Genomic DNA, 21970 nt, shown 5'->3' on the forward strand with positions numbered 1-21970 from the left:
ATGTTTACGATACGTGTAGATGACCAAATACACATCCGTCTATAGACCGAAAAAAACCACCTTTCTGGTTGGAAAGGTGGTCCCTCACTTAGCGTGAACGATTCGCAATCTCTTCTGTGAGCGATGCGATGAATTCATCAAGTGACGCAGAAACTTGTTCCTGCTGACCGTAGCGGCGAATGTTGACCGCACGTTCATCACGCTCTTTGTCTCCAAGAACGAGCGTCATCGGAATCTTCTTCATTTGTGCTTCGCGAATCTTATAGCCGAGTTTTTCGTCACGGAGATCCGTTTCGACACGGACGCCACGTTTGACGAGTTCTGCCTTCACTTCAGCGACGTATTCGTCGTGAACATGCGAGACAGGAATCAATTTCACTTGAACCGGTGCAAGCCACGTTGGGAATGCACCTTTGTATTCTTCAATCAAGTATGCAACAAAACGTTCCATCGTCGAGACGACACCCCGGTGCAATACGATCGGACGGTGGTCTTTCCCGTCCGGACCAGTGTACGTTAAATCAAAACGTTCTGGAAGTAAGAAGTCGAGTTGGACAGTCGAGAGTGTCTCTTCCTTCCCGAGCGCCGTACGTACTTGTACATCAAGTTTCGGTCCGTAGAATGCCGCTTCTCCTTCTGCCTCGAAGTACGGAAGCTCAAGCTCGTCCATCGTCTCTTTCAATTGGCTCTGCGCCATCTCCCAAATCGCATCGTTATCGAAGTACTTCTCTTTATCGGCGGGATCGCGATACGAGAGACGGAAACGATAATCTTTAATACCGAAATCAGCATATACTTCTTGAATCAAATGAACGATGTCTTTAAACTCCTGTTTCATCTGTTCTGGTGTGACAAACGTATGCCCATCATTCAAGACCATGTAACGGACACGTTGTAATCCTGTGAGTGCTCCAGACATCTCATAACGGTGCATTCCCCCGAGCTCAGCGATACGGAGTGGGAGTTCACGGTACGAACGTGGCTCGTGTTTGTAGATCGTCATATGATGCGGGCAGTTCATCGGACGAAGGACGAGTTCTTCGTTGTCCATCTCCATTTTCGGGAACATGTCATCTTGGTAGTGGTCCCAGTGCCCAGAAGTCTTATACAAGTCTACCGAACCGAGAACCGGCGTGTACACGTGTTGATATCCGAGTTCAAGTTCTTTATCGACGATATAGCGTTCAACCGTACGGCGAATCGCTGCTCCTTTCGGAAGCCACATTGGAAGACCTTGACCTACTTCTTGTGAGACGAAGAAAAGGTCGAGTTCCTTTCCGAGTTTACGATGATCGCGCTCTTTCGCTTCTTCAAGAAGACGCAAGTGTTCTGCGAGTTGTTCTTTCGTCGCCCAAGCCGTTCCATAAATACGCTGTAGCATCTTGTTGTCAGAGTCACCACGCCAGTATGCACCGGCCACGCTCATCAATTTAAAGATTTTCAACTTCGAAGTCGATGGGACGTGTGGCCCTCGGCAAAGGTCGAAGAATTCACCTTGATGATAAATTGTGAGTGTCTCCTCAGCTGGAATGTCTTCAATCAATTCGATCTTAAGTGGATCTCCGAGCTCTTTATAACGAGCGAGCGCCTCATCGCGAGAGACAACTTCACGTGTAATCTCTAAGTTTTCATCGACGATGCGTTTCATCATTTTTTCAATCTCAGGAAGGTCTTCCTCGTTGATTCGACGGTCCATTTCGATATCGTAATAGAATCCGTTCTCAATTGTTGGACCGATTCCAAAATAGATATTGTTGTCTTCCCCATACAGACGCTTGATTGCCTGTGCCATCAAGTGTGCTGAAGAGTGACGCATCAAATCGAGCCCATCTTCTGAATCTGGCATGACGAGTTCGATTTTTCCGTCATGTTCAATCGGGCGACGGTAATCAATGAGTTTCCCGTCAATCTTTGCTGCGATTGCTTTTTTACGAAGTCCTGGGCTGATTGAGCCTGCGACGTCTTCTGCTGTGATACCGGCCTCAAACTCCTTTACGGCGCCATCTGGAAATGCTAATTGAATCATGTACATCTTGTCCCCTCTCAAAAAAGAATATAAAAAAAGCCCATCCCTCAAAAAGGGACGAGCTTTGATTCTCGTGGTACCACCCTCGTTCCCAAGCAATATGCTTGGCTCGAACACACGATAACGAGTGTGAATCGCCGCACGATTAGCCCGTACGGTGCTCGGAGGGAGTAAATACATCGTCGTCGTTAGGAAGCTTGCACCGCCCTTCCCTCGCTAAAACTCGTCTCAATGATTCATATCCTCTTCTATGCATCACTTATATGGTTCTTAGTATAGTCAACTCGGCCAATAAATACAATCCTTTACCGACGGCGATTTTCACCCTTTAGTTCAATTTGGGTCGTCGTCGTTGAAATCCGTTGCATGAGACGCTGCGCCTTCATTTTATTTTGCGCGGACCCATCGATTGAAAAATGTGTTTCAAGTTCTTCTCCACTAAAATTCGAACTATAGAGCGTCGGTAATCGATGCATCATTCGATATTGAAGAATGATCCCAAACAGCTCATCACGTACCCAAGGACTAATCGCCTCAGCCCCGATATCATCAATCAACAAAACAGGAACATGTTGAAACGATGTTAAAAACGAATCGAACGAGTCTGTGCGGATTTTCCGTTTCGCTTCTGATACAAAGCCAGGGGCGTGGACCAAAATCGTCTCGACATCCGCCACTTTCAACTCGTTGGCGATTGCTGCGAGTAGATACGTTTTTCCTACGCCGAAGCTTCCATGTAGATAGAGGCCGTTCACTTTTTGTCCCGACTTCATTCCCGTTACGAAGCGCATGGCTTCACGAAGTGCGATTTTACGTGCATCATCTGCCCAATCAAATGATTCGAAGCTCGCCTCGCGCACTTCCTCCGGCAAAAATAAACTCTTAAACTTCCGGTCCATCTCCTTTTGTCGTCTTGCTTGCCGATGGGCGACCGTTTCTTCATAACGAATCGCGATCTGCCCTAAATCGACATAAAGCACAGGTTGATGACCCGGGATGACAGCCTGTTCGTCGATGAACGTTTTGCCATCCATCTGTTCAGCATACTCACTCAGTTTCGTGAATCCGATTTCAATCGCTTTCTCCTCTAACTCAGGATGAGCGTTTAAAAAGGCAATCACACCCGGGTGATTTAAAGTTCGTTTGCGAATCGACTCATACGCCTCACGTACTTCTTTTCGATTCATCAACTGAGACAGCGACTGGTTGATTCGTTCCATCCCCTCACCCCTTCTCTTTCAATTCATTCAATAGTTTCACAAGCTCCGCATCATCTGGGACGGACGATTCGAGTTCCTTCTTCCTTGCCTGATCGTAAGACCGTTGTTGTTTCGCTTCATCCTCGAGCCACTTCGGCATGTCTCCTTGGTGGTTCTTACGACGTGACCCAACAGTCGTTCGTTGCCCATTTTCTCGTTTTTGCTGTTTCTTCTCAATCAGTGCATCTTGTGTCTCTTCACGCTCTAACGCTTCTTTCGCATTCGTATAGCCTGCTGTCTTCCAGCTTGTCCCAATGCGAAGGACGTAGTTCTCGTTCAGACGAGTCTGCTTCTTCACTTCAATGCAATAATAGAAGAGCGCGTTGATGACACCCGGAGCGAGACCGAGTGTATCGACAAGTTCGATGACTAACTGCTCATCACTTTTAGAGAGTTGTGGCGTCTTTCGTAAAGTAGACACGTATTGATGAGGGTGCGCGGACTCCATCACCTCTGGGTCATGAAGATCCCCAAGCTTCGTCTCCTCAAGTTCCACCGTTTTCTCTTTTCGGTGACGGGTCTGTTTCTTCTTCAGCTGCAATACCATTTGACGACAGCCGTCCCGTTTTTCTTGTTCACTGAGCGGAAGATATGCTTCGTGGACAAAATATTCTTTCAACATCTCAGCCATCGTCTCTTCATCGAGTTGAGAAACATACGCAAGTTTCGTAATTGTTTCATCTAATTTTTTTGTAAAAAAGCCAACTGGGAAATTCGTCAGTTTTTTCACAATGCCCATATCGAACGAATAGTTAATTTCAATCTTCGCACGATCCGGTTTTTCGTAATTTTTTTGAGTGAACGCCCGGTGATTGACTCCTTTGACGTCGAACACTTCATTGAAGTCTTTCGTCACCTCGACGATACCGGCCGGCAATGGGTCGATTGTAAAACGTCCTTGCAGTTGCTTAAAACGCACTTCTCCAACTTTATAAAAAAGGAAGCTTGATAACAGCCCATCATTTAAAAACGTGTGCGGTGCGAGCGGAACTCGCAACTGATAAACGTATTGAGTTAATCGGGCATCTTTCGTTTTGTAGGTACGTACTAATCCGATTGCTTCTAGCCGGAATAAACTATCGGTCAATTCATTGATTGAGTACTCTAACATCTCACACAATGCACTGTGTGACATATAGTTCGATTTCATTTTACCGGGCTTCAATTCGCTCCATAGCGTCTGATAAAGCGCGAGCGCCTTCACCCCGATAACCGGTTGATATAGGTGATAGAGGGACTGATACGATTCACGGTCGACAAGACCCGTACTCATAATCAATAGTTCGTCTGTCCCAAAAATTGTACGTTCTTTCTCCATGGCTCTCTCCCTTGAAAAAGGGCGACCAGCAGGCCGCCCTTTAGTTGGTCGAATTTTCTTGCTTCATTAAATCTTCAAGTTCTTTAAAGAACACCGTGATGTCTTTAAATTGGCGATAAACTGAGGCAAATCGAACATATGCGACTTCATCTACACGCGCCAGTTCATTCATCACCAGCTCCCCCACTTGCTCACTCGGAATCTCCGACTGCGCGAGGGCTCGAAGTTGCTGTTCTACTTTTGTCACAACTCCTTCAAGTTGTTCTAAGGTAACCGGTCGTTTTTCACACGCCCGAATGATGCCGCGGAGTACTTTTTCACGACTGAACTCTTCACGATTTCCATCTTTCTTTACAATAATGAGAGGTGTCTGTTCGACTGTCTCAAATGTCGTAAACCGATAACCGCACTTTTCACATTCACGACGACGTCGAATCGAATAATGGTCTTGCACCGGTCGGGAATCGAGCACTCTCGTTCCATTGTGATCACATTTCGGACAACGCATGCTCAAGCCTCCTTATCGTTCGACAGTTTTATTTCCTATAGCACGTAGCGGGAATTGCTGTGAGAGTGCCTCGTAATAGTGAGCTACAATTTGTGCAAGGTCTACACCGAGTCGCTGTTCACGATTCAGAGTGAAGTCAACCGCTGTACGCCCGCCGTCAACTTGTACGATTGTGACGAGTCCATCCCATCCTTCTCCGATGAATGAAAGTTCTCCACGGTTCGTATCGATTCGACGTACCAACTGACCTTTTGATTGAATGAGTTCTTCTAGCCACTGTATGATGGCATTCGGAGATGCCGCATAGTAGCGTGTCTGCAATGACTCGTTTTTATGAGTGTCTTTCGTTTCAATATGTGTTTGTAACTTATCTAACAGTCCCATAATTCACCTCAACGCTTGAGTTATATACGTTAAGCATATCAAAATTAAGGCGACAACAAAACATTTAAAAGGGCTGACCGTCAAACGGCCAGCCTCAAAAGGTTCTTCAGAATTATTTAGTTAATGCAACTTGTGCTTCAGGAACACGAATTGGTCCCATTCCACGTTCAAGTTTAACATCTTCACGTACTTTTGCATCCAAGCCTTCGGCGATATACTGCGATGCCGTAGCCGGATCGATTCGATCTCCACATGTGAACACGTCAACTGACGCGTACCCATGTTCAGGGAAACTGTGAATCGTTAAGTGTGATTCTGAAATGATGACGACCCCACTCACGCCGTGCGGCGCAAATTTGTGGAATGCGACTTCGCGGACTTCAGCGCCCGAACGAAGAGCAGCATCGACGAACAAACGCTCGATGTAGTCGATATCATTTAATTTGTCGGGATTGCACTCCCAAAGTTCTGTAATAATGTGACGTCCCATAGTATCCATATTAGTGGATCCCCCTTTACATCAATGGTCTCAAAGTAGTTGATGATCACTCACTTTGTGCCTGAATCGCCCACAACCACGGGGGAAAGTTAGTCCTAAGAGGTCCTAACCCTTTAAGTTGCGTTTGTCAGACCAATTGAAGTTCACGAAACTGAGTGTAACGTGTTTAGGACATCGTTACAAGACATTTGATTAAAAAAATTAGAAATATTTTTTTGTCCGTAATATTTTTTATACGTGTGTTTCTCGTTGTCCAATTTGTAGATAGCTAGCCACCATGTCTAATAAGTCCACGACACGGCATGAGTAGCCCCATTCATTGTCATACCATGCGAGTACTTTGACATGATTTCCTCCGAGGACCATCGTCGAATCCATGTCGATAATCGATGAGCGGTCGTCCCCGTTAAAGTCGATGGAGACGAGCGGTTCTTGGGAAACACCTAAAATACCCGTCATTTCTCCGAACGCTGCCCGTTCGAACGCTTTATTGACTTCATCGATTGTTACATCTCGGTGGAGTTCCACGACCAAGTCGACGAGTGATACGTTCGGAGTCGGAACACGGAGCGCCATTCCGTTCAATTTCCCTTGAAGTTCGGGCAATACGAGCCCAATCGCTTTCGCCGCTCCCGTCGATGTCGGGATAATCGAACTACCACAAGCACGCGCCCGCCGTAAGTCTTTATGCGGGTTATCAATATTATTTTGGTCATTCGTATAGGCGTGTACGGTCGTGATTAGTCCCGTCTCAATACCGAACGTCGAATGCAAGACTTTCACGACCGGTCCGAGACAGTTCGTCGTACACGATGCGTTTGAAATAATATGGTCTTCTTCAGGACGATAATCACGATCATTGACCCCCATCACGATCGTACGCAAATCTCCTTTACCCGGCGCAGTCAAAATCACTTTTTTTGCCCCTGCGTCCAGATGAAGTCTAGCTCCGACATCAGAGTTGAACTTCCCTGTCGCTTCAACCACGATATCGATTTCAAGGTCCGCCCAAGGCAAACATGACGGATCGCGTTCTGAAATCAGTTCAATTCGTTTCCCATCGACTTCGAGCGTATCCCCATGCGCGCGAACGGTCAATTCAAATGGTCCATGTATAGAATCATGTTTGATGAGATGCGCGAGTGTTTCCGCCGGATAACTTGCGTTAATCGCCACCACTTCATGACGCCCCTCGATCATCAATTTCCGAAATACCATTCTCCCAATTCGACCAAATCCATTAATCGCCACTTTTGTCCCCATGCTAGATCCCCCTTTTTCTACATTACGGTTTCATTATAACGGATACTTGTAAGCGTTTTCACTATGAATCGTCACATTTCTTTCACTTTTCTTTGTTTATTTTTTGAAAATGAGGGAAATTTCTTCTCGTAAAGCAAAAGAGAAAGGAGGCGTCGTGATGTTTGATTGGGGAGATATCGATAAATTTTTCATTTCGTTCTTCATCATTTTACCGATTGTGACGTTGATTCACGAGTTAGGACATTATTTCTTCGCAAGATTATTCGGAGGCACTCTCGATATGCAAATCGGGACCGGAAAAAAATTGTTCAAAATAGGGCATCTACAAGTGAATCGTGTCTACTTTTATGATGCATGGTGTCAGTTTTCAGATTTGAAGTGGAGCAATAAAGTTACTCGCTCTCTCGTTTACGGTGGGGGCGCAATTTTCAACTTGGCGAGCATTCTCATTTTAAACGGATTTATTCTTCAACAAGAAATCGAGCCTACTCTTTACACGTATCAATTCGCCTATTTCTCGTTCTACTATATCTTTTTCTCTCTCTATCCAATTTATTATTCAAGTGGTCACCCAAGTGACGGCCGAGCGATTTATGATACATGGAAAAAAGGATCGCCTGAATCCGACCCTTTGAATTAAAAAAAAGGCGATCATTCGATGGCACTGAAAAACCTCTGCTCTTGCCTTACAGGAACAGAGAAAAAGCAAGGAATACAGAGGAGCGTCATCCCTGATTGGGACGACGCTCCTCTGTTTAGAATCATTTAGGATTTTTCAGCGCCTTCAATCATTCGGCTTTTTTTTGTATGGATTTAAATTGATCGACTAAGCGGTCAATTTGGGAAGGTAACTCCCCCAATGCCCCGTTGTTATTCACAAGATAATCAGCCTGATGCTTTTTATCTTCAATCGGGATTTGCGAATGGATGCGTGCGAGCGCCTCTTCTTTTGTCAACCCATTCCGTTCCATGAGACGCATCAATTGAATTTCTTCGCGACAATAGACGACAACCGAATAGTCGACGAGGTCAAGCATTGTTCCTTCGAATAAAAGGGGAATGTCAAAAATGACGACCGGTTCACCGGCTGTCTCGTGTGTTCGCATCTGTTCTTTCATCTCTTCGCGAATCGCAGGATGCATTAGTTGGTTTAATTGCTGACGCTTCGTTTCATCATGAAAGATTTCACGTCCTAATGCAGGGCGATTCAATAGATCACCATCAAAACATTTCGGGAATGCCGCCTTTACACCTTCGATTGCCTTTCCCTCAGGCTCAATGACCTTTCTCGCAATCAAATCAGCATCGATAATCGGAATCCCTCGCTCTCGAAACAATCGAGACACTGTGGACTTTCCGGTTGCAATCCCACCCGTTAATCCAATTTTCAACATATTCGCCCACCCCTTAACGTTGTTGACAGTTCGGACAAAAATGCGTACCACGCCCGCCTAGTTTCATCTTTTCAATTTCATGACCACAACGACGACACGGCTCACCGGCTCGCCCGTATACATACAGCCTCTCTTGGAACGTTCCAGTCACACCGTCGGGGTTCGTATAACTACGTATCGTACTTCCCCCACGCTCGATTGCCTCTGTTAGGACGGCGACCGCTTCTACCCGTACACGCTCTACTTCTTCACCTGATAGACTCGCGGCCGTTCGTATCGGATGAATACCAGCACGAAATAACGTTTCGTCTACATAAATATTACCCAATCCAACAAAAATCGATTGATCGAGGAGGGCGGTCTTGATGGCACGGGACTTCATCCGCCCTAAACGCTGATGTAGTGCCTCTCCGGTCACACGCTCGTCAAACGGCTCGTAAGCAAGCAATGAAAGTGGCGGTGTTGTATGAATCGTTTCGTTTGTCCGCAACTCCATCGTACCAAACTTACGTACATCATTATAATGCAGGGTAGATTGGTCAGTGAATGTGATGACGATATGTGTATGTTTCACCGGTTCTGTGAATGTCTCGTACGGAAAGAATTTCCCCTCCATGCGTAGATGTGAGACGAGGTACCCGTTCGTTAATTTAAACAAGATGAATTTCCCTCGCCTTTCTACATCCATAATGGTCTCTCCAACCAAGTGGTGAACCCACTCTTCTGCATCGAGTCCACGAATAATTTTAGAGTCGAGCACATCGACAGCCTGAATCGTCTTTCCTGAAACGACAGGTCGCAGTCGACGACAGACTGTTTCAACCTCTGGTAATTCTGGCATACTTACTACCTTCCTATCCTCTTATTTCGTATCGAACCAAGTGGCTCCTACTGCACCGTCAGCGCGTAATGGTACATCGAGTGTAACCGTATGTTCCATCGCTTCGGTCACCAGTTTTTCTAATGCTTCCATCTCTTCAGCAGGACCCTCAAAAATCAATTCATCGTGTACTTGTAACAATAGTTTTGACTGAAGGTGCGACGTTTTGAGGGCATGATTGACATCAATCATCGCTTTTTTGATAATATCGGCTGCCGTTCCTTGAATCGGGGTATTGATGGCAGTACGTTCAGCAAATCCACGCAAGTTGAAATTACGAGAGTGAATATCCGGTATGTTTCGACGGCGTTTTAACATCGTTTCAACAAATCCGTGTTCTCGAGCACGTTCAATAGCCGCATCCATGAATGTCTTTACACCAGGGAACTGTTCGAAATACGTATCAATAAACGTTTGTGCTTCTTTACGTGTAATTCCAAGATTTTGCGAAAGTCCATAATCACTGATTCCATAAATGATTCCAAAGTTAACTGCTTTCGCCTGACGACGCATAAGCGAAGTCACTTCTTCTTTCGAGACTTTAAAGACGTTCGCCGCCGTCGATGTATGGATGTCCTCGTCGTGTAAGAATGCCGCAATCATTTTTTCATCTTGAGACATGTGCGCCATGATGCGAAGTTCGATTTGCGAATAATCGACCGCATAGAGTACCCAGTCTGGTTCACTTGCAGTGAACGCCTTGCGGATGCGTCGTCCTTCTTCTAATCGAATCGGGATGTTTTGAAGATTCGGGTTGACCGACGAGAGTCGTCCAGTTTGCGTCAACGTCTGTGTGTATCGGGTGTGGATCTTGCCGTCTTCCTTCACGACTTTCTGTAATCCCTCGACATAGGTCGACTGCAATTTACCAAGTTCTCGATAATGCATGATTTTCTCGATGATCGGGTGGAGCGGCGCTAACTTTTCAAGCACATCAGCCGCTGTCGAGTATCCCGTCTTCGTTTTTTTCACGGGAGGAAGCGCTAATTTTTCGAACAAGATGACCCCTAGTTGCTTTGGTGAATTGATGTTGAATGGTTCTCCGGCCAACTCATGAATCGTCACCTCAAGCGTACTAAGACGTTCTCGAAGGTCCGCCTCCATATGTTGAAGCGTTTCGATATTAACATGTATGCCTGCCCATTCCATTTCTGCTAAAACAGACACGAGCGGTTTTTCGAGTGCCTCATACAGTTCTGTCTGTTCATTATCCTTCAACTCGGAGAGGACACGTTCAAATAACGTATAAATCGCATGTGCTTTTTCAGCGAGATGTGAATGGAACGCATCTTCCTCAGGAACTTTAATTTTTGCACCTTTCCCATAAACCATTTCATCTTCTTCAAGATGATAGGCGAAATGAGAAGCGATCGAACTAAGTGACGTTCCACCAGATAGATTTAGTAAGTATCCGGCAACGAGTAAATCCTCGTACCCTTGAAGCGATAGCTGTTGACGTTTCAACTGAATGATTGTCTGTTTGGAATCGAGACAAACCGTCGCCCTAGATTCATCTTCAATCCATTCCTTGACCGGCTCTTCTTGTAACAAAGTCACGTCACCAATCGTCACCCCACGTTCTGATGCAATCGCCACCCCGACAATTTCTTCTTCGAAATAATCATCGTGCAGTTGCTCAAGAAACAGGACCGCTCGAGACAAATCTTGTTCAGAAAGGTCGATTGTCGGCCGCGCTTCTTTTTCGACCGTTTCTTCTGTAGCGCTGTCCGACAGTTTTCCGATTAACGATTTGAATTGGAGTTCCATGAATAAAGGCTTCACGACGGAAGCGTCATACGATTTAAAGACGAGATCGTCTACAGACACATTCAATGGAACGTCCGTATAAATCGTTGCCAACTGTTTTGACATTTTTGCTTCTCGCTCGTTCGCCTCAACTTTTTCTTTTTGTTTCCCTTTTAGCTCATCCGTATGTTCGTAAAGGGCTTCGACCGTGCCATACGTTGAAATCAACTTCAACGCCGTCTTCTCCCCAACACCTGGAATACCGGGAATATTATCGGACTTATCGCCCATTAATCCTTTCAAGTCAATCATCTGAATCGGCTGTAGACCTTCATATCGCTCTTGGAAAGCCGCCTCGTTCATTTTCTCGACATCCGTGATGCCCCGCTTCGTCAAATAAACGGTCACTCGCTCATTGATGAGCTGTAGTAAATCTTTATCTCCCGTCACAATCGTCACTTGATCAAATGATGTATCTTTCGAGAGTGTCCCGATGATATCATCCGCCTCATATTGTTCAAGCTCAAGGACAGAGATGCCGAACGCGCGACAGACGTCACGTACGAGCGGGAACTGTTCTCGTAATTCTCCAGGAGTTTTTTGACGTCCACCTTTATACTCAGCAAACGTATCATGACGAAACGTCTTTTTCGACGCATCGAACGCAACAGCGAAATGCGTAGGTTGTTCGTCCTCCATCAATTTTAACAACATCATCGTAAAGCCATACACCGCATTCGTATTCCGACCCGACGCGTCCGACATCGGAGGCAGTGCGAAAAATGCACGATATGTTAAGGAATTCCCATCCAGGATTAGTAGTTTATTCATCCAATCGACCTCCATTCTTCTCTTCGTCCATCATACCATACGGGTACATGCGTTCGAAAAAAAAGGCCCTTTTCTACGAATAGAAAAGGGCCAAATTCTCGACCATGTGGAGATGAGCACCGATCGAGTCACGAGATGATGAAGAGGTCTCACTCATAGAATAGCAAGGTTTTGTAAAGTAAATATGAATGAACGATAAAGGAATCGTTAAACCCGCGGAAACGTGATGGTGAACGTCGTTCCTTTGCCCTCAACGCTATCGACATCGATGGTCGCATGATGCAAATCGATGATGTGCTTCACGATGGCAAGCCCGAGCCCGGTTCCACCGGAGTTGCGACTTCTCGCCTTATCGACACGATAGAAGCGCTCAAAGATTCGACTCACTTCTTTTTCGGCAATTCCGATTCCGTTGTCTCGCACTCGAAGTTTGTATGAATCCGGATTCGCCTCTACAGAAATCTCAACGCGACTTCCTTCCGGTGAATAGTTGATCGCGTTGGCGACCAAATTCATGATCACTTGTTTCATTCGGTTCAAATCAGCCTGCAATACAACTTCTCCATTGTGTTGTGTCTCTAGATGAATCGACTTCTTGTTCGCCTTTTGACTGAGTAGGAGACACACTTCGTCGACGAGTTGATTCAAATCGACGGACACCAGCTCCATTTGGAAATCATCTCGCTCCAATCTCGAAAGTTCAAGGAGATCTTCGACAAGCATCTGCATTCGCGTCGCTTCTTTTTGAATGATGTCTAAGAACTGGTCACGAAGTTCAGGTACTTCTTTAGCCCCGTCAAGAAGCGTTTCGCTAAATCCACGAATGGACGTAAGGGGTGTCTTCAGTTCATGACTGACGTTCGCCACAAAATCTTTCCGCATCTTCTCGAGCCGCTTTAGCTCTGTGATGTCGTTGAATAGTAACGTTGTCCCGCGAAGCATCCCTGTGTCACTGAATATCGGTGCAGCGGACACCATATACGTTTTCTGATTGAAACCTGTTCGAATCGACAATTGACGACGGTTAACCTCTTCTGTCAGATAGACATCCTCAATGAGCGATTCGACATCAGGACTCGGCAATATCCCATGATAAAATTGTCCAATTGATAAATCATCGTATTGGAACATCTCCCGATACGATCGGTTGACTAATGTGACGATGCCGCGTTCGTCAACTAGAAGAAGCCCCGCTCCCATATATTCGATGAGCGACTCAAGTCTCGCCCGTTGAACCGATTCTCCAAGGGAGATAGACTCTAAACTTCGGGCAAGGACGTTAATGGAACCTGCCAGACTGCCAGTCTCCTCATCATTTCGCAGTTCATACACACGAGCGCGATAATTCCCATCCGCTAACTCTCGTAAGACGATGGTCGCCTCGTCAATCGGTCGAATGAATTGGTTCGTCAAATGCTGTAGGACGAACAAGATGATGAAGAACGAGAAGACGAGCGCGAGCGCAATCGTCAACCAAATCCGATCATATACCCCTTCTAGGTCAGACACATAACGGATAAATGTCAGGTATACGGTATCACCTGTAGCGAGATCAATCGGTTTCGTGAATTGAATCAATGCATCTTCATCCGCCTCACCAAATGTTCCGTCATCCGGTACTAAATTCGGATCAATTTGATAATCGATTGTACCGACACGAAACGGTGTTCCTGCAATTACTTCCATCCTGCTGTTAAGGAGTAAAATATCAAAACTACTCCCATCATCGATTTGACCGACATACTCACGTATTTCATCCAGTTCTCCGTCTTCTAGATAAAGGGCTGCTAGCTGAGCGTCCTCTTTCAATCGGTCTCGTTCGGAATCTAAATAGAAGTCTTTGAACAGTTGTCCGAGCACGATGCCGAGCATAAGAAGGACGCCCGTGACGAGCAGAATAAGTGTCGTCATGAATCTAGAACGATACGTCTTCATTCCGAAATCGGCTCCTCCATCTTATACCCGAGTCCGCGAATCGTTTTAATGTAGGTTGGTTTCTTGGTCACTGGTTCAATTTTTTCACGAAGGTGACTAATATGGACGTCGACGATCCGCGTGTCACCGACAAAGTCATAATTCCAAATGGCCGATAGTAATTGGTCCCGTGTCAGCACACGACCCTTGTTTTTTGCCAGATAGGCTAACAGTTCAAACTCTTTCGGCGTCAATTCGAGTCGTTCTCCTTGTTTGAACACTTCGTAGTTTGAAGCTACGATTTTAACGTCACCGATTTGGATGACATCCTCTTCAACAACCGCCTCTTGTGGGCCTGAACGTCGTAAAATCGCTTTGACACGGGCGACCACTTCACGTGGGCTAAACGGTTTTGTTAAATAATCGTCTGCGCCAAGCTCAAGACCGAGGACTTTATCAAATTCATCGTCCTTTGCCGTCAGCATCAAAATCGGTGTATTGACTTTTTGTTGTCGAAGTCGCTTGCAAACTTCAAGTCCGTCCATTTCTGGGAGCATCAAATCGAGCACAATGAGCACGGCGTCCTTTTTTTCAGCCAGTTCCAACCCGGTTTTTCCATCATGTGCCGTTTCTACTTCAAAGCCAGCTTGTTCTAAATTAAATTTTAATAACGTCGCGATTGATACTTCATCGTCGACAACAATTACTTTATCAGCCACACTTCTTCCTCCTCTTGATCCATCAAATGTCACTCTCTATTTTACAAATCAAACCTTGATACGACCAACCTCAAAGCAAATCTTTACAAAAACAAAACAAATCCACTTTCAGTGTAGCATGCCCTACAAGATACAAAACGCAAAAAAAAATGCTTCCTGCATATTTGCAGGAAGCATCTTCCTCTTATAAGACGCCTAATACCGAGCGGACAGAGTCAGCAGACTTCGAAAGTGCTGCTTTTTCTTCATCTGTCAATTCGAGCTCAAGCACTTGCTCAATTCCATGTTTACCAAGAATCGTCGGGACACCAAGATACAAGTCATTGAATCCGTACTCCCCTTCAAGGTATGCTATGGCAGGTAAAATCCGACGCTGATCTTTCACAATCGCTTCGACCATCTCCACGATAGCAGCAGCTGGCGCATAATACGCCGAGCCATCCCCCAATAGTTGGACGATCTCGCCACCGCCTTTGCGCGTTCGCTCCACAATTTGCTCGATTCGTTCATCTGAGATGAGTTTTTCGAGCGGGATTCCCCCAGCGTATGAGTAGCGTACAAGAGGAACCATATCGTCCCCATGTCCTCCGAGAACGAACCCCGATACATCTTTGACGGATACGTTTAACTCTTGTGCTACAAATGTACGGAAACGAGCCGTATCCAGAACCCCAGATTGTCCGATGACACGTTCTTTCGGGAACCCCGACTCTTTAAACGCAGCATACGTCATCGCATCGACGGGATTGGTCAGAACAATCAGAATGGCTTCTGGAGAATGGATGGCAATCTCTTTCACAACCGAGCGCATGACGTTTGCGTTCGTTGCGACGAGGTCGTCCCGGCTCATCCCTGGTTTGCGGGCAATCCCTGCAGTAATCACGACCACGTCTGAATCGGCCGTATCGGCGTAATCTGATGTCCCTGTGACCCAAGCATCAAACCCTTGAATCGGAGCCGTTTCTTGCATGTCGAGCGCTTTTCCTTTCGTCGATCCAACTTTTTCTTCCATATCGAGCAGAACGACATTCCCTAGCTCGCGCTGAGCCAAGTACAGTGCAGTAGTAGCACCGGTGAAGCCACTTCCAATTACAGAAATTTTGTTACGACGAATCATGAGCTCTCCCCCTCAATTGACTCTTTCGAATGACTTACATGTTTTTGATTAATTCATCAGCGAACTCAGAACACTTCACTTCTGTCGCTCCGTCCATGAGACGAGCAAAATCATACGTGACGACTTTCGAAGCAATTGTTTTCTCCATCGAACGGGTGATGAGATCAGCCGCCTCGTTCCAGTTCATATGACGGAGCATCATCTCACCAGAAAGGATGACTGACGATGGGTTTACTTTATCAAGACCTGCATATTTCGGAGCCGTACCATGTGTCGCTTCGAAGATTGCATGTCCTGTGATGTAGTTGATATTCGCACCAGGTGCAATCCCGATTCCACCCACTTGTGCAGCAAGGGCATCTGAAATGTAGTCACCATTCAAGTTCATCGTCGCAACGACATCGAACTCACGTGGTCGTGTCAAGATTTGTTGAAGGAAGATATCAGCGATTGAATCTTTGACGATGATTTTCCCTTCAGCTTCTGCTTTTGATTGTGCTTCGTTCGCAGCCGCTTCACCAGACTCTTCTTTAATGCGGTCGTATTGTGCCCATGTGAAGACTTTGTCGCCGTACTCCGCTTCAGCAAGAGCATAGCCCCAGTTTTTAAATGCGCCTTCTGTGAACTTCATGATGTTCCCTTTGTGAACGAGTGTAACGGATTTACGGTCGTTCGCAATCGCATACTCGATTGCAGCACGGACTAAACGTTCTGTTCCTTCAGAAGAAACCGGCTTGATGCCAATCCCTGATGTCTCTGGGAAACGAATTTTATTGACGTTCATCTCATCTTGCAAGAAGTTGATGAGCTTTTTCACTTCATCGCTTCCTGAAGCGTATTCGATTCCCGCGTAAATATCTTCTGTGTTCTCACGGAAGATGACCATGTCTGTATCTTCAGGACGTTTTACTGGTGATGGTACACCTGTGAAGTAACGAACTGGACGAAGGCAAGTATACAAGTCAAGTTCTTGACGAAGCGCAACGTTCAATGACCGAATCCCACCACCGACTGGTGTCGTGAGTGGTCCTTTGATCGCAATCAAGTACTCGCGGATTTGATCGAGTGTCTCTGTCGGAAGCCATTCGCCTTTTTCGTTATATGCTTTCTCACCAGCGTATACTTCCATCCATTCGATTTTCTTGTCGCCGCCGTATGCTTTTTCAACTGCAGCGTCAAATACACGAACAGCCGCATTCCAAATGTCAGGGCCCGTGCCGTCACCGATAATAAATGGTACGGTCGGTACGTTTGGTACGTTCAATACACCGTTTTCAACTGTAATCTTTTGTCCTTGTGTCAACATAATGAATCCCCCTAAGTACATTACTGTAGGTCGACGCGTGCGCCGACCTACGTCACTTGTTAGTTTACCAAACTTTTGTCTAAAATGTGTCCCGAATTAACGTTCGTTCACAGGAACATATTTACGGCTCGTTTCACCGACATATTCCGCACGTGGACGAATCAAACGGTTGTCCGCGTATTGCTCAAGGATATGTGCGATCCATCCAGACATACGAGATACAGCGAAGATTGGTGTGAATAAATCTTCTTCAAGACCGAGCGCATAATACGTCGAAGCTGAATAGAAATCGACATTCGGTTTCAATCCTTTTTCTGTTTCGACGAGATGATCGATTTTCTCAGACATCTCATACCATTTCGGTTCGCCGATTTGAGCAGTCAATTGGCGACTCATTTCTTTCAAATGCTTCGCGCGCGGGTCGCCGTCCTTATAAACACGGTGACCGAAGCCCATGATTTTTTCTTTGCGCTCGAATTTACCACGAACATATTCTTCAACTCGATCAACCGAGTCAATCTCGTGAAGCATTTTCATAACTGCTTCGTTCGCCCCACCGTGAAGTGGTCCTTTGAGTGCTCCCATCGCCGCCGTGACGCCAGAGTACATGTCTGATAGTGTCGCCACACAAACGCGTGCTGTGAATGTCGAGGCGTTCAATTCATGGTCTGCATGTAAAATGAGTGCCTTATCAATCGTTTTTTCTGCTACTTCGTTCGGCTCTTCCCCGTTTAGCATATACAAGAAGTTACCCGCATAAGAAAGACCTTGTTTGGGGGCAACCGGTTGTTCCCCTTTACGAAGACGAGCGAAAGCTGTCACGATTGTCGCAACTTGAGCTTGCAGACGAATCGCTTTACGCATGTTCGCCTCGTCACTCATGTCTTCAGATTCTTCATCATATAGAGCGAGTTGTGAGAGTGCTGTACGAATCGTCGCCATCGCATTGGCTGATTTCGGTGCACGTTTTAACGTATCAATCACCTCTTCAGGTAATGTCGCTTCTTTTACAAGCGATTCTGATAGCGCTGTCAATTCCTCTGCATTTGGTAAGCGGTTGTTCCACAATAAGAAAACTACTTCTTCAAATGTGGCGTGGTCCGCTAAATCATCAATGGTGTATCCTCCATAAGTCAATTGACCGTCAATAATTGAGCTGACTTTTGAGGCTGCTGCCACAATACCTTCTAACCCTTTTGTCGTTGACATTCATAACTCCCCCTCAGTCTTGTTTAAAAGTGATCGACCGTAAAAACAGTCTGTTTGTAGGGAATAAGGATACGGGATGGGCCTTTCCCCTTCATTCGCCCAGTCTCCGTTTACCCTGTCCTTTATATAGTATAAACAATTTATTGCAAAAAAGAAATGTAAGCGGCTTCAGTTGTCAGAAAATATCAAAACCATTTTTCAATGATTTGATATCCACCTAAAATCAATGCTGCAATCCCAGCTCCGACAAGCGGTCCGACCGGTATCCCTTTCATGAATCCAACCGCTAGAATCGTACCTGCGAGGAGGGCTGTCGTAACGACAGGATCGACACGCATCAACTGCACACCTTGTCCCGCTGCAATGGCGACGAACATTCCTGAAGCAAATGCCACGATTCCGACCGGCCCTTTAATACTATTCCACAATTCTTTAAACCCGATGTCTCCGGTTGCAATCGGAACAAGGACAGCAATCGTTATGATGGTCACGCCCCAACTGATTCCTTTGGATGCGAGTGTGGGGAATAATTGATCTCCGAAACCGATCGCTTTAATAATTAGCAAAACACTACTTGCGATAATAACCGATTGATTATTTGAAATGACACCGATTAATACGAGCATCAATAAAAAAAGATAAGCACTCATTATGTTTCCTTTCTTTGAACGGAAAAAAACCGACCTTTGAAGAAGGCCGGTTCGATTGTCGTTCAATTATGCGTTGTAGATTTTACCTGTAAGTGGGTCGATTGAAATCATTTGACCGTCACGAAGTGAAGATGTTGCTGCCTCTACACCTACGATGACCGGTTTACGGAGTGATGGTCCAACGATACCTGCATGGCTCGTCAATCCACCGTCTTCTGTGATGATTCCAGCCGCTTTTTCGATTGCAGGCATCATTTCTTTATCTGTGAATGGTGCGACGAGAATCATTCCGTCTTTCGCTTTTGCGTTTGCTTCATCCGCATTATTCGCGACCACGACTTCACCGACCACACCGCGCTCGCCAATACCACGTCCGTCAGCAAGAGCATGACCGACGATGTGGACTTTCATCATGTTCGTCGTACCAGCTGTTGCCGCAGGAATTCCGGCTGAGATGACAACGAGGTCACCGTCAGTAACAAATCCTTCGTGACGAGCTGCTTCAGATGCTTGAACCAACATTTCATCCGTGTTGTTTGGCATCGTCTCAGCCACGATTGGGTATACGCCCCATACGAGGTTCAATTGACGTGCTACGCGCTCAGATTCAGTTACCGCAATGATGTTCGCTTCAGGACGATACTTCGCCGTACGAGCAGCCGTGTAGCCTGATTGTGTCGGCGTCAAGATTGCTTTTGCGTTCAAGTTGATTGCTGTGTGGGCAACCGCTTGTGAGATTGCATCCGTCACCGTGTGCTCACTGCGTTTCTGACGATCTTTCAACAAGTTTTTGTAGTCGAGCATGCGTTCTGTACGCTCAGCGATGGCCGCTTGCATTTGAACTGACTCGATTGGGTAGTCACCTGCTGCTGTCTCACCAGAAAGCATGACCGCATCTGTACCATCCAAGATTGCGTTTGCTACGTCTGATGCTTCCGCACGCGTTGGACGCGGGTTACGTTGCATCGAATCGAGCATTTGTGTCGCTGTGATAACAGGTTTACCAAGGTCGTTACACTTCTTGATTAGTTCTTTTTGAACCGGTGTTACTTCTTCCGTCGGGATCTCGATTCCGAGGTCACCACGGGCAACCATCAAACCATCAGAGATTGCCAAGATTTCTTCGATGTTGTCAACACCTTCTTGGTTCTCGATTTTCGGGTAAATCTTGATGTGTGATGCATTATGTTTTTCAAGAAGTTGACGGATTTCTACCACGTCTGATGCACGACGTACGAACGATGCTGCGATGACGTCGATATCTTGTGAGATCCCGAACTCGATGTCCGCGATATCTTTATCTGTAAGGGCAGGAAGGTTTACCTTGACGTTTGGCAAGTTTACACCTTTCTTCGTCTTGATGATTCCTTCGTTTTCAATGACGCAGCGGAGGTCACGGTTTTCAAGTTTTTCAACGACACGGAGTCCGATGAGACCGTCGTCGAGCATGATGTGCGAACCGATTTCTACATCATCGTAAAGTCCTTCATACGTCACAGAGAAACGATCTTTCGTTCCGACGATTTCTTCAGTTGAGACGATTGTGACTTCTTTTCCTTTTTCGAGAAGTGCTTTTCCATCTTCAAACGTATGAGTACGGATTTCTGGACCTTTTGTGTCAAGAAGGACTGTTACCACTTTACCAGCAGTTTTTGCAGCTTCACGGATGTCACGGATACGTGCGCCGTGCTCTTCGTAGTCACCGTGTGAGAAGTTGAGACGGGCAACGTTCATTCCAGCTTCAATCATTTCAGGAAGACGCTTCTCTGAAGCGGGTCCAATCGTACATACAATTTTCGTTCTACGCATAATATAAAAACCTCCTAGGGGATATGGTGCAACTTACATATGGAAAACGGGGAGCCTTTGACCGGTTCCCGTCTCCCTACATGGTGAATCGTTTAAATCGACAACTGATTGACAAGGTCGATCAATTGCATATCAATCGTGTGCTTGTTGTTGTCGAGCGCCTCATCGATGTCAAGATCCATCATCTTGTTGTTACGGATTCCGACGACCCGGCCCGCTTTTCCTTCAAGTAAAATCTCAACAGCGTATGCGCCCATACGACTTGCAAGTACACGGTCAGCAGCAGTTGGGGAACCACCACGTTGAATGTGTCCAAGAATCGTGACGCGTGTTTCTGAGTTCGTCTTCTCGGCAATCAATTTACCGATTTCTTCCGCACTTCCCGCACCTTCAGCAACGATGACGATTGAGTGCTTCTTACCGCGTGCAATTCCGTGGTTAATTCGTTCCACGATTGCGCTCAAATCTTCTGGACGTTCTGGAACGAGAATCGACTCTGCACCACCAGCAAGACCAGAATAGAGTGCGATATCACCAGCATCGCGACCCATCACTTCAATGACATACGTACGTTCATGAGATGAAGCCGTGTCACGAATTTTGTCAATCGCATCAAGTGCTGTGTTGAGCGCTGTATCAAAACCGATTGTCGCATCCGTTCCCGGGATATCGTTATCGATTGTACCCGGAAGGCCGATTGTTGGGAATCCAAGATCTGTTAATTTTTGAGCTCCACGATAAGAGCCATCTCCACCGATGACCACGAGAGCATCGATGTTGAATTGCTTCAACTGTTCAACTGCTTTTGCTCGACCTTCTTCTGTTCTGAACTCAGGACAGCGTGCAGAGCGAAGGAACGTACCTCCACGTTGAATGATGTCGCCGACTGATCCAAGGTTTAACTCGACTAGATCACCTTCGATTAATCCTTGATAGCCGTTATATACACCATATACTTCAAGACCTTCGAAAATCGCTTTTCGAGTCACTGCACGGACAGCTGCGTTCATTCCAGGAGCGTCTCCTCCGCTTGTTAATACCGCAATACGTTTTAAATTCACGTCACTCACCTCTTATGTGTTTTAACGAAATCTGAAAATAAAATACCATGTCTGACCTTTGTTTTACAACACAAGTA

General features: G+C 46.1%; 19 protein-coding genes. 1 reads left to right on the plus strand and 18 read right to left on the minus strand.

Going from position 1 to position 21970, the window contains the following annotated elements; genetic code table 11:
• Nucleotides 1-88: 88 nt before the first annotated feature.
• The 7 genes from thrS to KNO95_RS05790 all read right to left on the minus strand — a co-directional run bounded on the left by thrS (nucleotide 89) and on the right by KNO95_RS05790 (nucleotide 7257).
• Entirely contained in the window at nucleotides 89-2032 is a 1944-nt protein-coding gene (thrS, locus tag KNO95_RS05760) for a threonine--tRNA ligase (protein ID WP_026825622.1), read from the minus strand.
• A 299-nt stretch (nucleotides 2033-2331) separates the two neighbouring features.
• Nucleotides 2332-3246 (minus strand): primosomal protein DnaI, encoded by a 915-nt coding sequence (gene dnaI, locus KNO95_RS05765; protein WP_214699128.1) that lies wholly within the window; start codon nucleotides 3244-3246, stop codon nucleotides 2332-2334.
• 4 nt (nucleotides 3247-3250) lie between these two features.
• The gene (locus tag KNO95_RS05770) at nucleotides 3251-4603 is read right to left on the minus strand and encodes a DnaD domain protein (protein ID WP_214701794.1); all 1353 of its coding nucleotides are present in this window, start codon (nucleotides 4601-4603) and stop codon (nucleotides 3251-3253) included.
• A 40-nt stretch (nucleotides 4604-4643) separates the two neighbouring features.
• Nucleotides 4644-5111, minus strand: a complete 468-nt coding sequence (gene nrdR, locus KNO95_RS05775) for a transcriptional regulator NrdR (RefSeq protein WP_012726705.1) — start codon at nucleotides 5109-5111, stop codon at nucleotides 4644-4646.
• 12 nt (nucleotides 5112-5123) lie between these two features.
• Nucleotides 5124-5495, minus strand: a complete 372-nt coding sequence (locus KNO95_RS05780) for a hypothetical protein (RefSeq protein ID WP_214701793.1) — start codon at nucleotides 5493-5495, stop codon at nucleotides 5124-5126.
• 112 nt (nucleotides 5496-5607) lie between these two features.
• Nucleotides 5608-5994 carry an adenosylmethionine decarboxylase gene (gene speD, locus KNO95_RS05785; protein ID WP_026825618.1) on the minus strand — a complete coding sequence of 129 codons (387 nt, stop codon included), beginning with the start codon at nucleotides 5992-5994 and terminating at the stop codon, nucleotides 5608-5610.
• A 231-nt stretch (nucleotides 5995-6225) separates the two neighbouring features.
• Nucleotides 6226-7257, minus strand: a complete 1032-nt coding sequence (locus KNO95_RS05790; RefSeq protein ID WP_214701792.1) for a glyceraldehyde-3-phosphate dehydrogenase — start codon at nucleotides 7255-7257, stop codon at nucleotides 6226-6228.
• A gap of 157 nt (nucleotides 7258-7414) precedes the next feature.
• Between KNO95_RS05790 and KNO95_RS05795 the strand changes: the two genes are divergently transcribed.
• The gene (locus KNO95_RS05795; protein ID WP_026825616.1) at nucleotides 7415-7897 is read left to right on the plus strand and encodes a site-2 protease family protein; all 483 of its coding nucleotides are present in this window, start codon (nucleotides 7415-7417) and stop codon (nucleotides 7895-7897) included.
• Nucleotides 7898-8045: 148 nt separating this feature from the next.
• Here KNO95_RS05795 and coaE read toward each other — a convergent pair whose 3' ends face one another.
• The 11 genes from coaE to pfkA all read right to left on the minus strand — a co-directional run bounded on the left by coaE (nucleotide 8046) and on the right by pfkA (nucleotide 21893).
• Nucleotides 8046-8651 (minus strand): dephospho-CoA kinase, encoded by a 606-nt coding sequence (gene coaE, locus KNO95_RS05800; RefSeq protein ID WP_214701791.1) that lies wholly within the window; start codon nucleotides 8649-8651, stop codon nucleotides 8046-8048.
• Between the two features lie 13 nt (nucleotides 8652-8664).
• Entirely contained in the window at nucleotides 8665-9492 is an 828-nt protein-coding gene (gene mutM, locus KNO95_RS05805) for a DNA-formamidopyrimidine glycosylase (RefSeq protein WP_026825614.1), read from the minus strand.
• A 21-nt stretch (nucleotides 9493-9513) separates the two neighbouring features.
• Complete coding sequence (polA, locus tag KNO95_RS05810; RefSeq protein ID WP_214797940.1) at nucleotides 9514-12108, minus strand: DNA polymerase I; 2595 nt, start codon at nucleotides 12106-12108, stop codon at nucleotides 9514-9516.
• Nucleotides 12109-12315: 207 nt separating this feature from the next.
• Nucleotides 12316-14043, minus strand: coding sequence for a two-component system histidine kinase PnpS (pnpS, locus tag KNO95_RS05815; RefSeq protein WP_026825612.1), 1728 nt, complete (start codon nucleotides 14041-14043; stop codon nucleotides 12316-12318).
• Nucleotides 14040-14741, minus strand: a complete 702-nt coding sequence (locus tag KNO95_RS05820) for a response regulator transcription factor (RefSeq protein WP_026825611.1) — start codon at nucleotides 14739-14741, stop codon at nucleotides 14040-14042. Before KNO95_RS05820 ends, pnpS begins: the two co-directional genes overlap by 4 nt.
• A gap of 184 nt (nucleotides 14742-14925) precedes the next feature.
• Entirely contained in the window at nucleotides 14926-15858 is a 933-nt protein-coding gene (gene mdh, locus KNO95_RS05825) for a malate dehydrogenase (protein ID WP_214878459.1), read from the minus strand.
• Nucleotides 15859-15892: 34 nt separating this feature from the next.
• Nucleotides 15893-17161, minus strand: a complete 1269-nt coding sequence (gene icd, locus KNO95_RS05830; protein WP_026825609.1) for an NADP-dependent isocitrate dehydrogenase — start codon at nucleotides 17159-17161, stop codon at nucleotides 15893-15895.
• Nucleotides 17162-17260: 99 nt separating this feature from the next.
• The gene (gene citZ / locus KNO95_RS05835) at nucleotides 17261-18373 is read right to left on the minus strand and encodes a citrate synthase (protein WP_214701788.1); all 1113 of its coding nucleotides are present in this window, start codon (nucleotides 18371-18373) and stop codon (nucleotides 17261-17263) included.
• A 185-nt stretch (nucleotides 18374-18558) separates the two neighbouring features.
• Entirely contained in the window at nucleotides 18559-19023 is a 465-nt protein-coding gene (locus KNO95_RS05840) for a DUF441 domain-containing protein (RefSeq protein ID WP_026825607.1), read from the minus strand.
• Between the two features lie 66 nt (nucleotides 19024-19089).
• Nucleotides 19090-20832, minus strand: a complete 1743-nt coding sequence (gene pyk / locus KNO95_RS05845) for a pyruvate kinase (RefSeq protein WP_214701786.1) — start codon at nucleotides 20830-20832, stop codon at nucleotides 19090-19092.
• A gap of 92 nt (nucleotides 20833-20924) precedes the next feature.
• Nucleotides 20925-21893, minus strand: a complete 969-nt coding sequence (gene pfkA, locus KNO95_RS05850; RefSeq protein ID WP_214701785.1) for a 6-phosphofructokinase — start codon at nucleotides 21891-21893, stop codon at nucleotides 20925-20927.
• Nucleotides 21894-21970: the final 77 nt, after the last annotated feature.

The sequence above is a fragment of the Exiguobacterium sp. ERU653 genome, from assembly GCF_018617775.1.
Classification (GTDB): domain Bacteria; phylum Bacillota; class Bacilli; order Exiguobacteriales; family Exiguobacteriaceae; genus Exiguobacterium; species Exiguobacterium marinum.

What these genes read in the sequence shown, in the direction of transcription:
- thrS (WP_026825622.1), bottom strand. Translation starts at nt 2,032, where the DNA reads ATGTACATGATTCAATTAGCATTTCCAGATGGCGCCGTAAAGGAGTTT.
- dnaI (WP_214699128.1), bottom strand. Translation starts at nt 3,246, where the DNA reads ATGGAACGAATCAACCAGTCGCTGTCTCAGTTGATGAATCGAAAAGAA.
- KNO95_RS05770 (WP_214701794.1), bottom strand. Translation starts at nt 4,603, where the DNA reads ATGGAGAAAGAACGTACAATTTTTGGGACAGACGAACTATTGATTATG.
- nrdR (WP_012726705.1), bottom strand. Translation starts at nt 5,111, where the DNA reads ATGCGTTGTCCGAAATGTGATCACAATGGAACGAGAGTGCTCGATTCC.
- KNO95_RS05780 (WP_214701793.1), bottom strand. Translation starts at nt 5,495, where the DNA reads ATGGGACTGTTAGATAAGTTACAAACACATATTGAAACGAAAGACACT.
- speD (WP_026825618.1), bottom strand. Translation starts at nt 5,994, where the DNA reads ATGGATACTATGGGACGTCACATTATTACAGAACTTTGGGAGTGCAAT.
- KNO95_RS05790 (WP_214701792.1), bottom strand. Translation starts at nt 7,257, where the DNA reads ATGGGGACAAAAGTGGCGATTAATGGATTTGGTCGAATTGGGAGAATG.
- KNO95_RS05795 (WP_026825616.1), top strand. Translation starts at nt 7,415, where the DNA reads ATGTTTGATTGGGGAGATATCGATAAATTTTTCATTTCGTTCTTCATC.
- coaE (WP_214701791.1), bottom strand. Translation starts at nt 8,651, where the DNA reads ATGTTGAAAATTGGATTAACGGGTGGGATTGCAACCGGAAAGTCCACA.
- mutM (WP_026825614.1), bottom strand. Translation starts at nt 9,492, where the DNA reads ATGCCAGAATTACCAGAGGTTGAAACAGTCTGTCGTCGACTGCGACCT.
- polA (WP_214797940.1), bottom strand. Translation starts at nt 12,108, where the DNA reads ATGAATAAACTACTAATCCTGGATGGGAATTCCTTAACATATCGTGCA.
- pnpS (WP_026825612.1), bottom strand. Translation starts at nt 14,043, where the DNA reads ATGAAGACGTATCGTTCTAGATTCATGACGACACTTATTCTGCTCGTC.
- mdh (WP_214878459.1), bottom strand. Translation starts at nt 15,858, where the DNA reads ATGATTCGTCGTAACAAAATTTCTGTAATTGGAAGTGGCTTCACCGGT.
- citZ (WP_214701788.1), bottom strand. Translation starts at nt 18,373, where the DNA reads ATGTCAACGACAAAAGGGTTAGAAGGTATTGTGGCAGCAGCCTCAAAA.
- KNO95_RS05840 (WP_026825607.1), bottom strand. Translation starts at nt 19,023, where the DNA reads ATGAGTGCTTATCTTTTTTTATTGATGCTCGTATTAATCGGTGTCATT.
- pyk (WP_214701786.1), bottom strand. Translation starts at nt 20,832, where the DNA reads ATGCGTAGAACGAAAATTGTATGTACGATTGGACCCGCTTCAGAGAAG.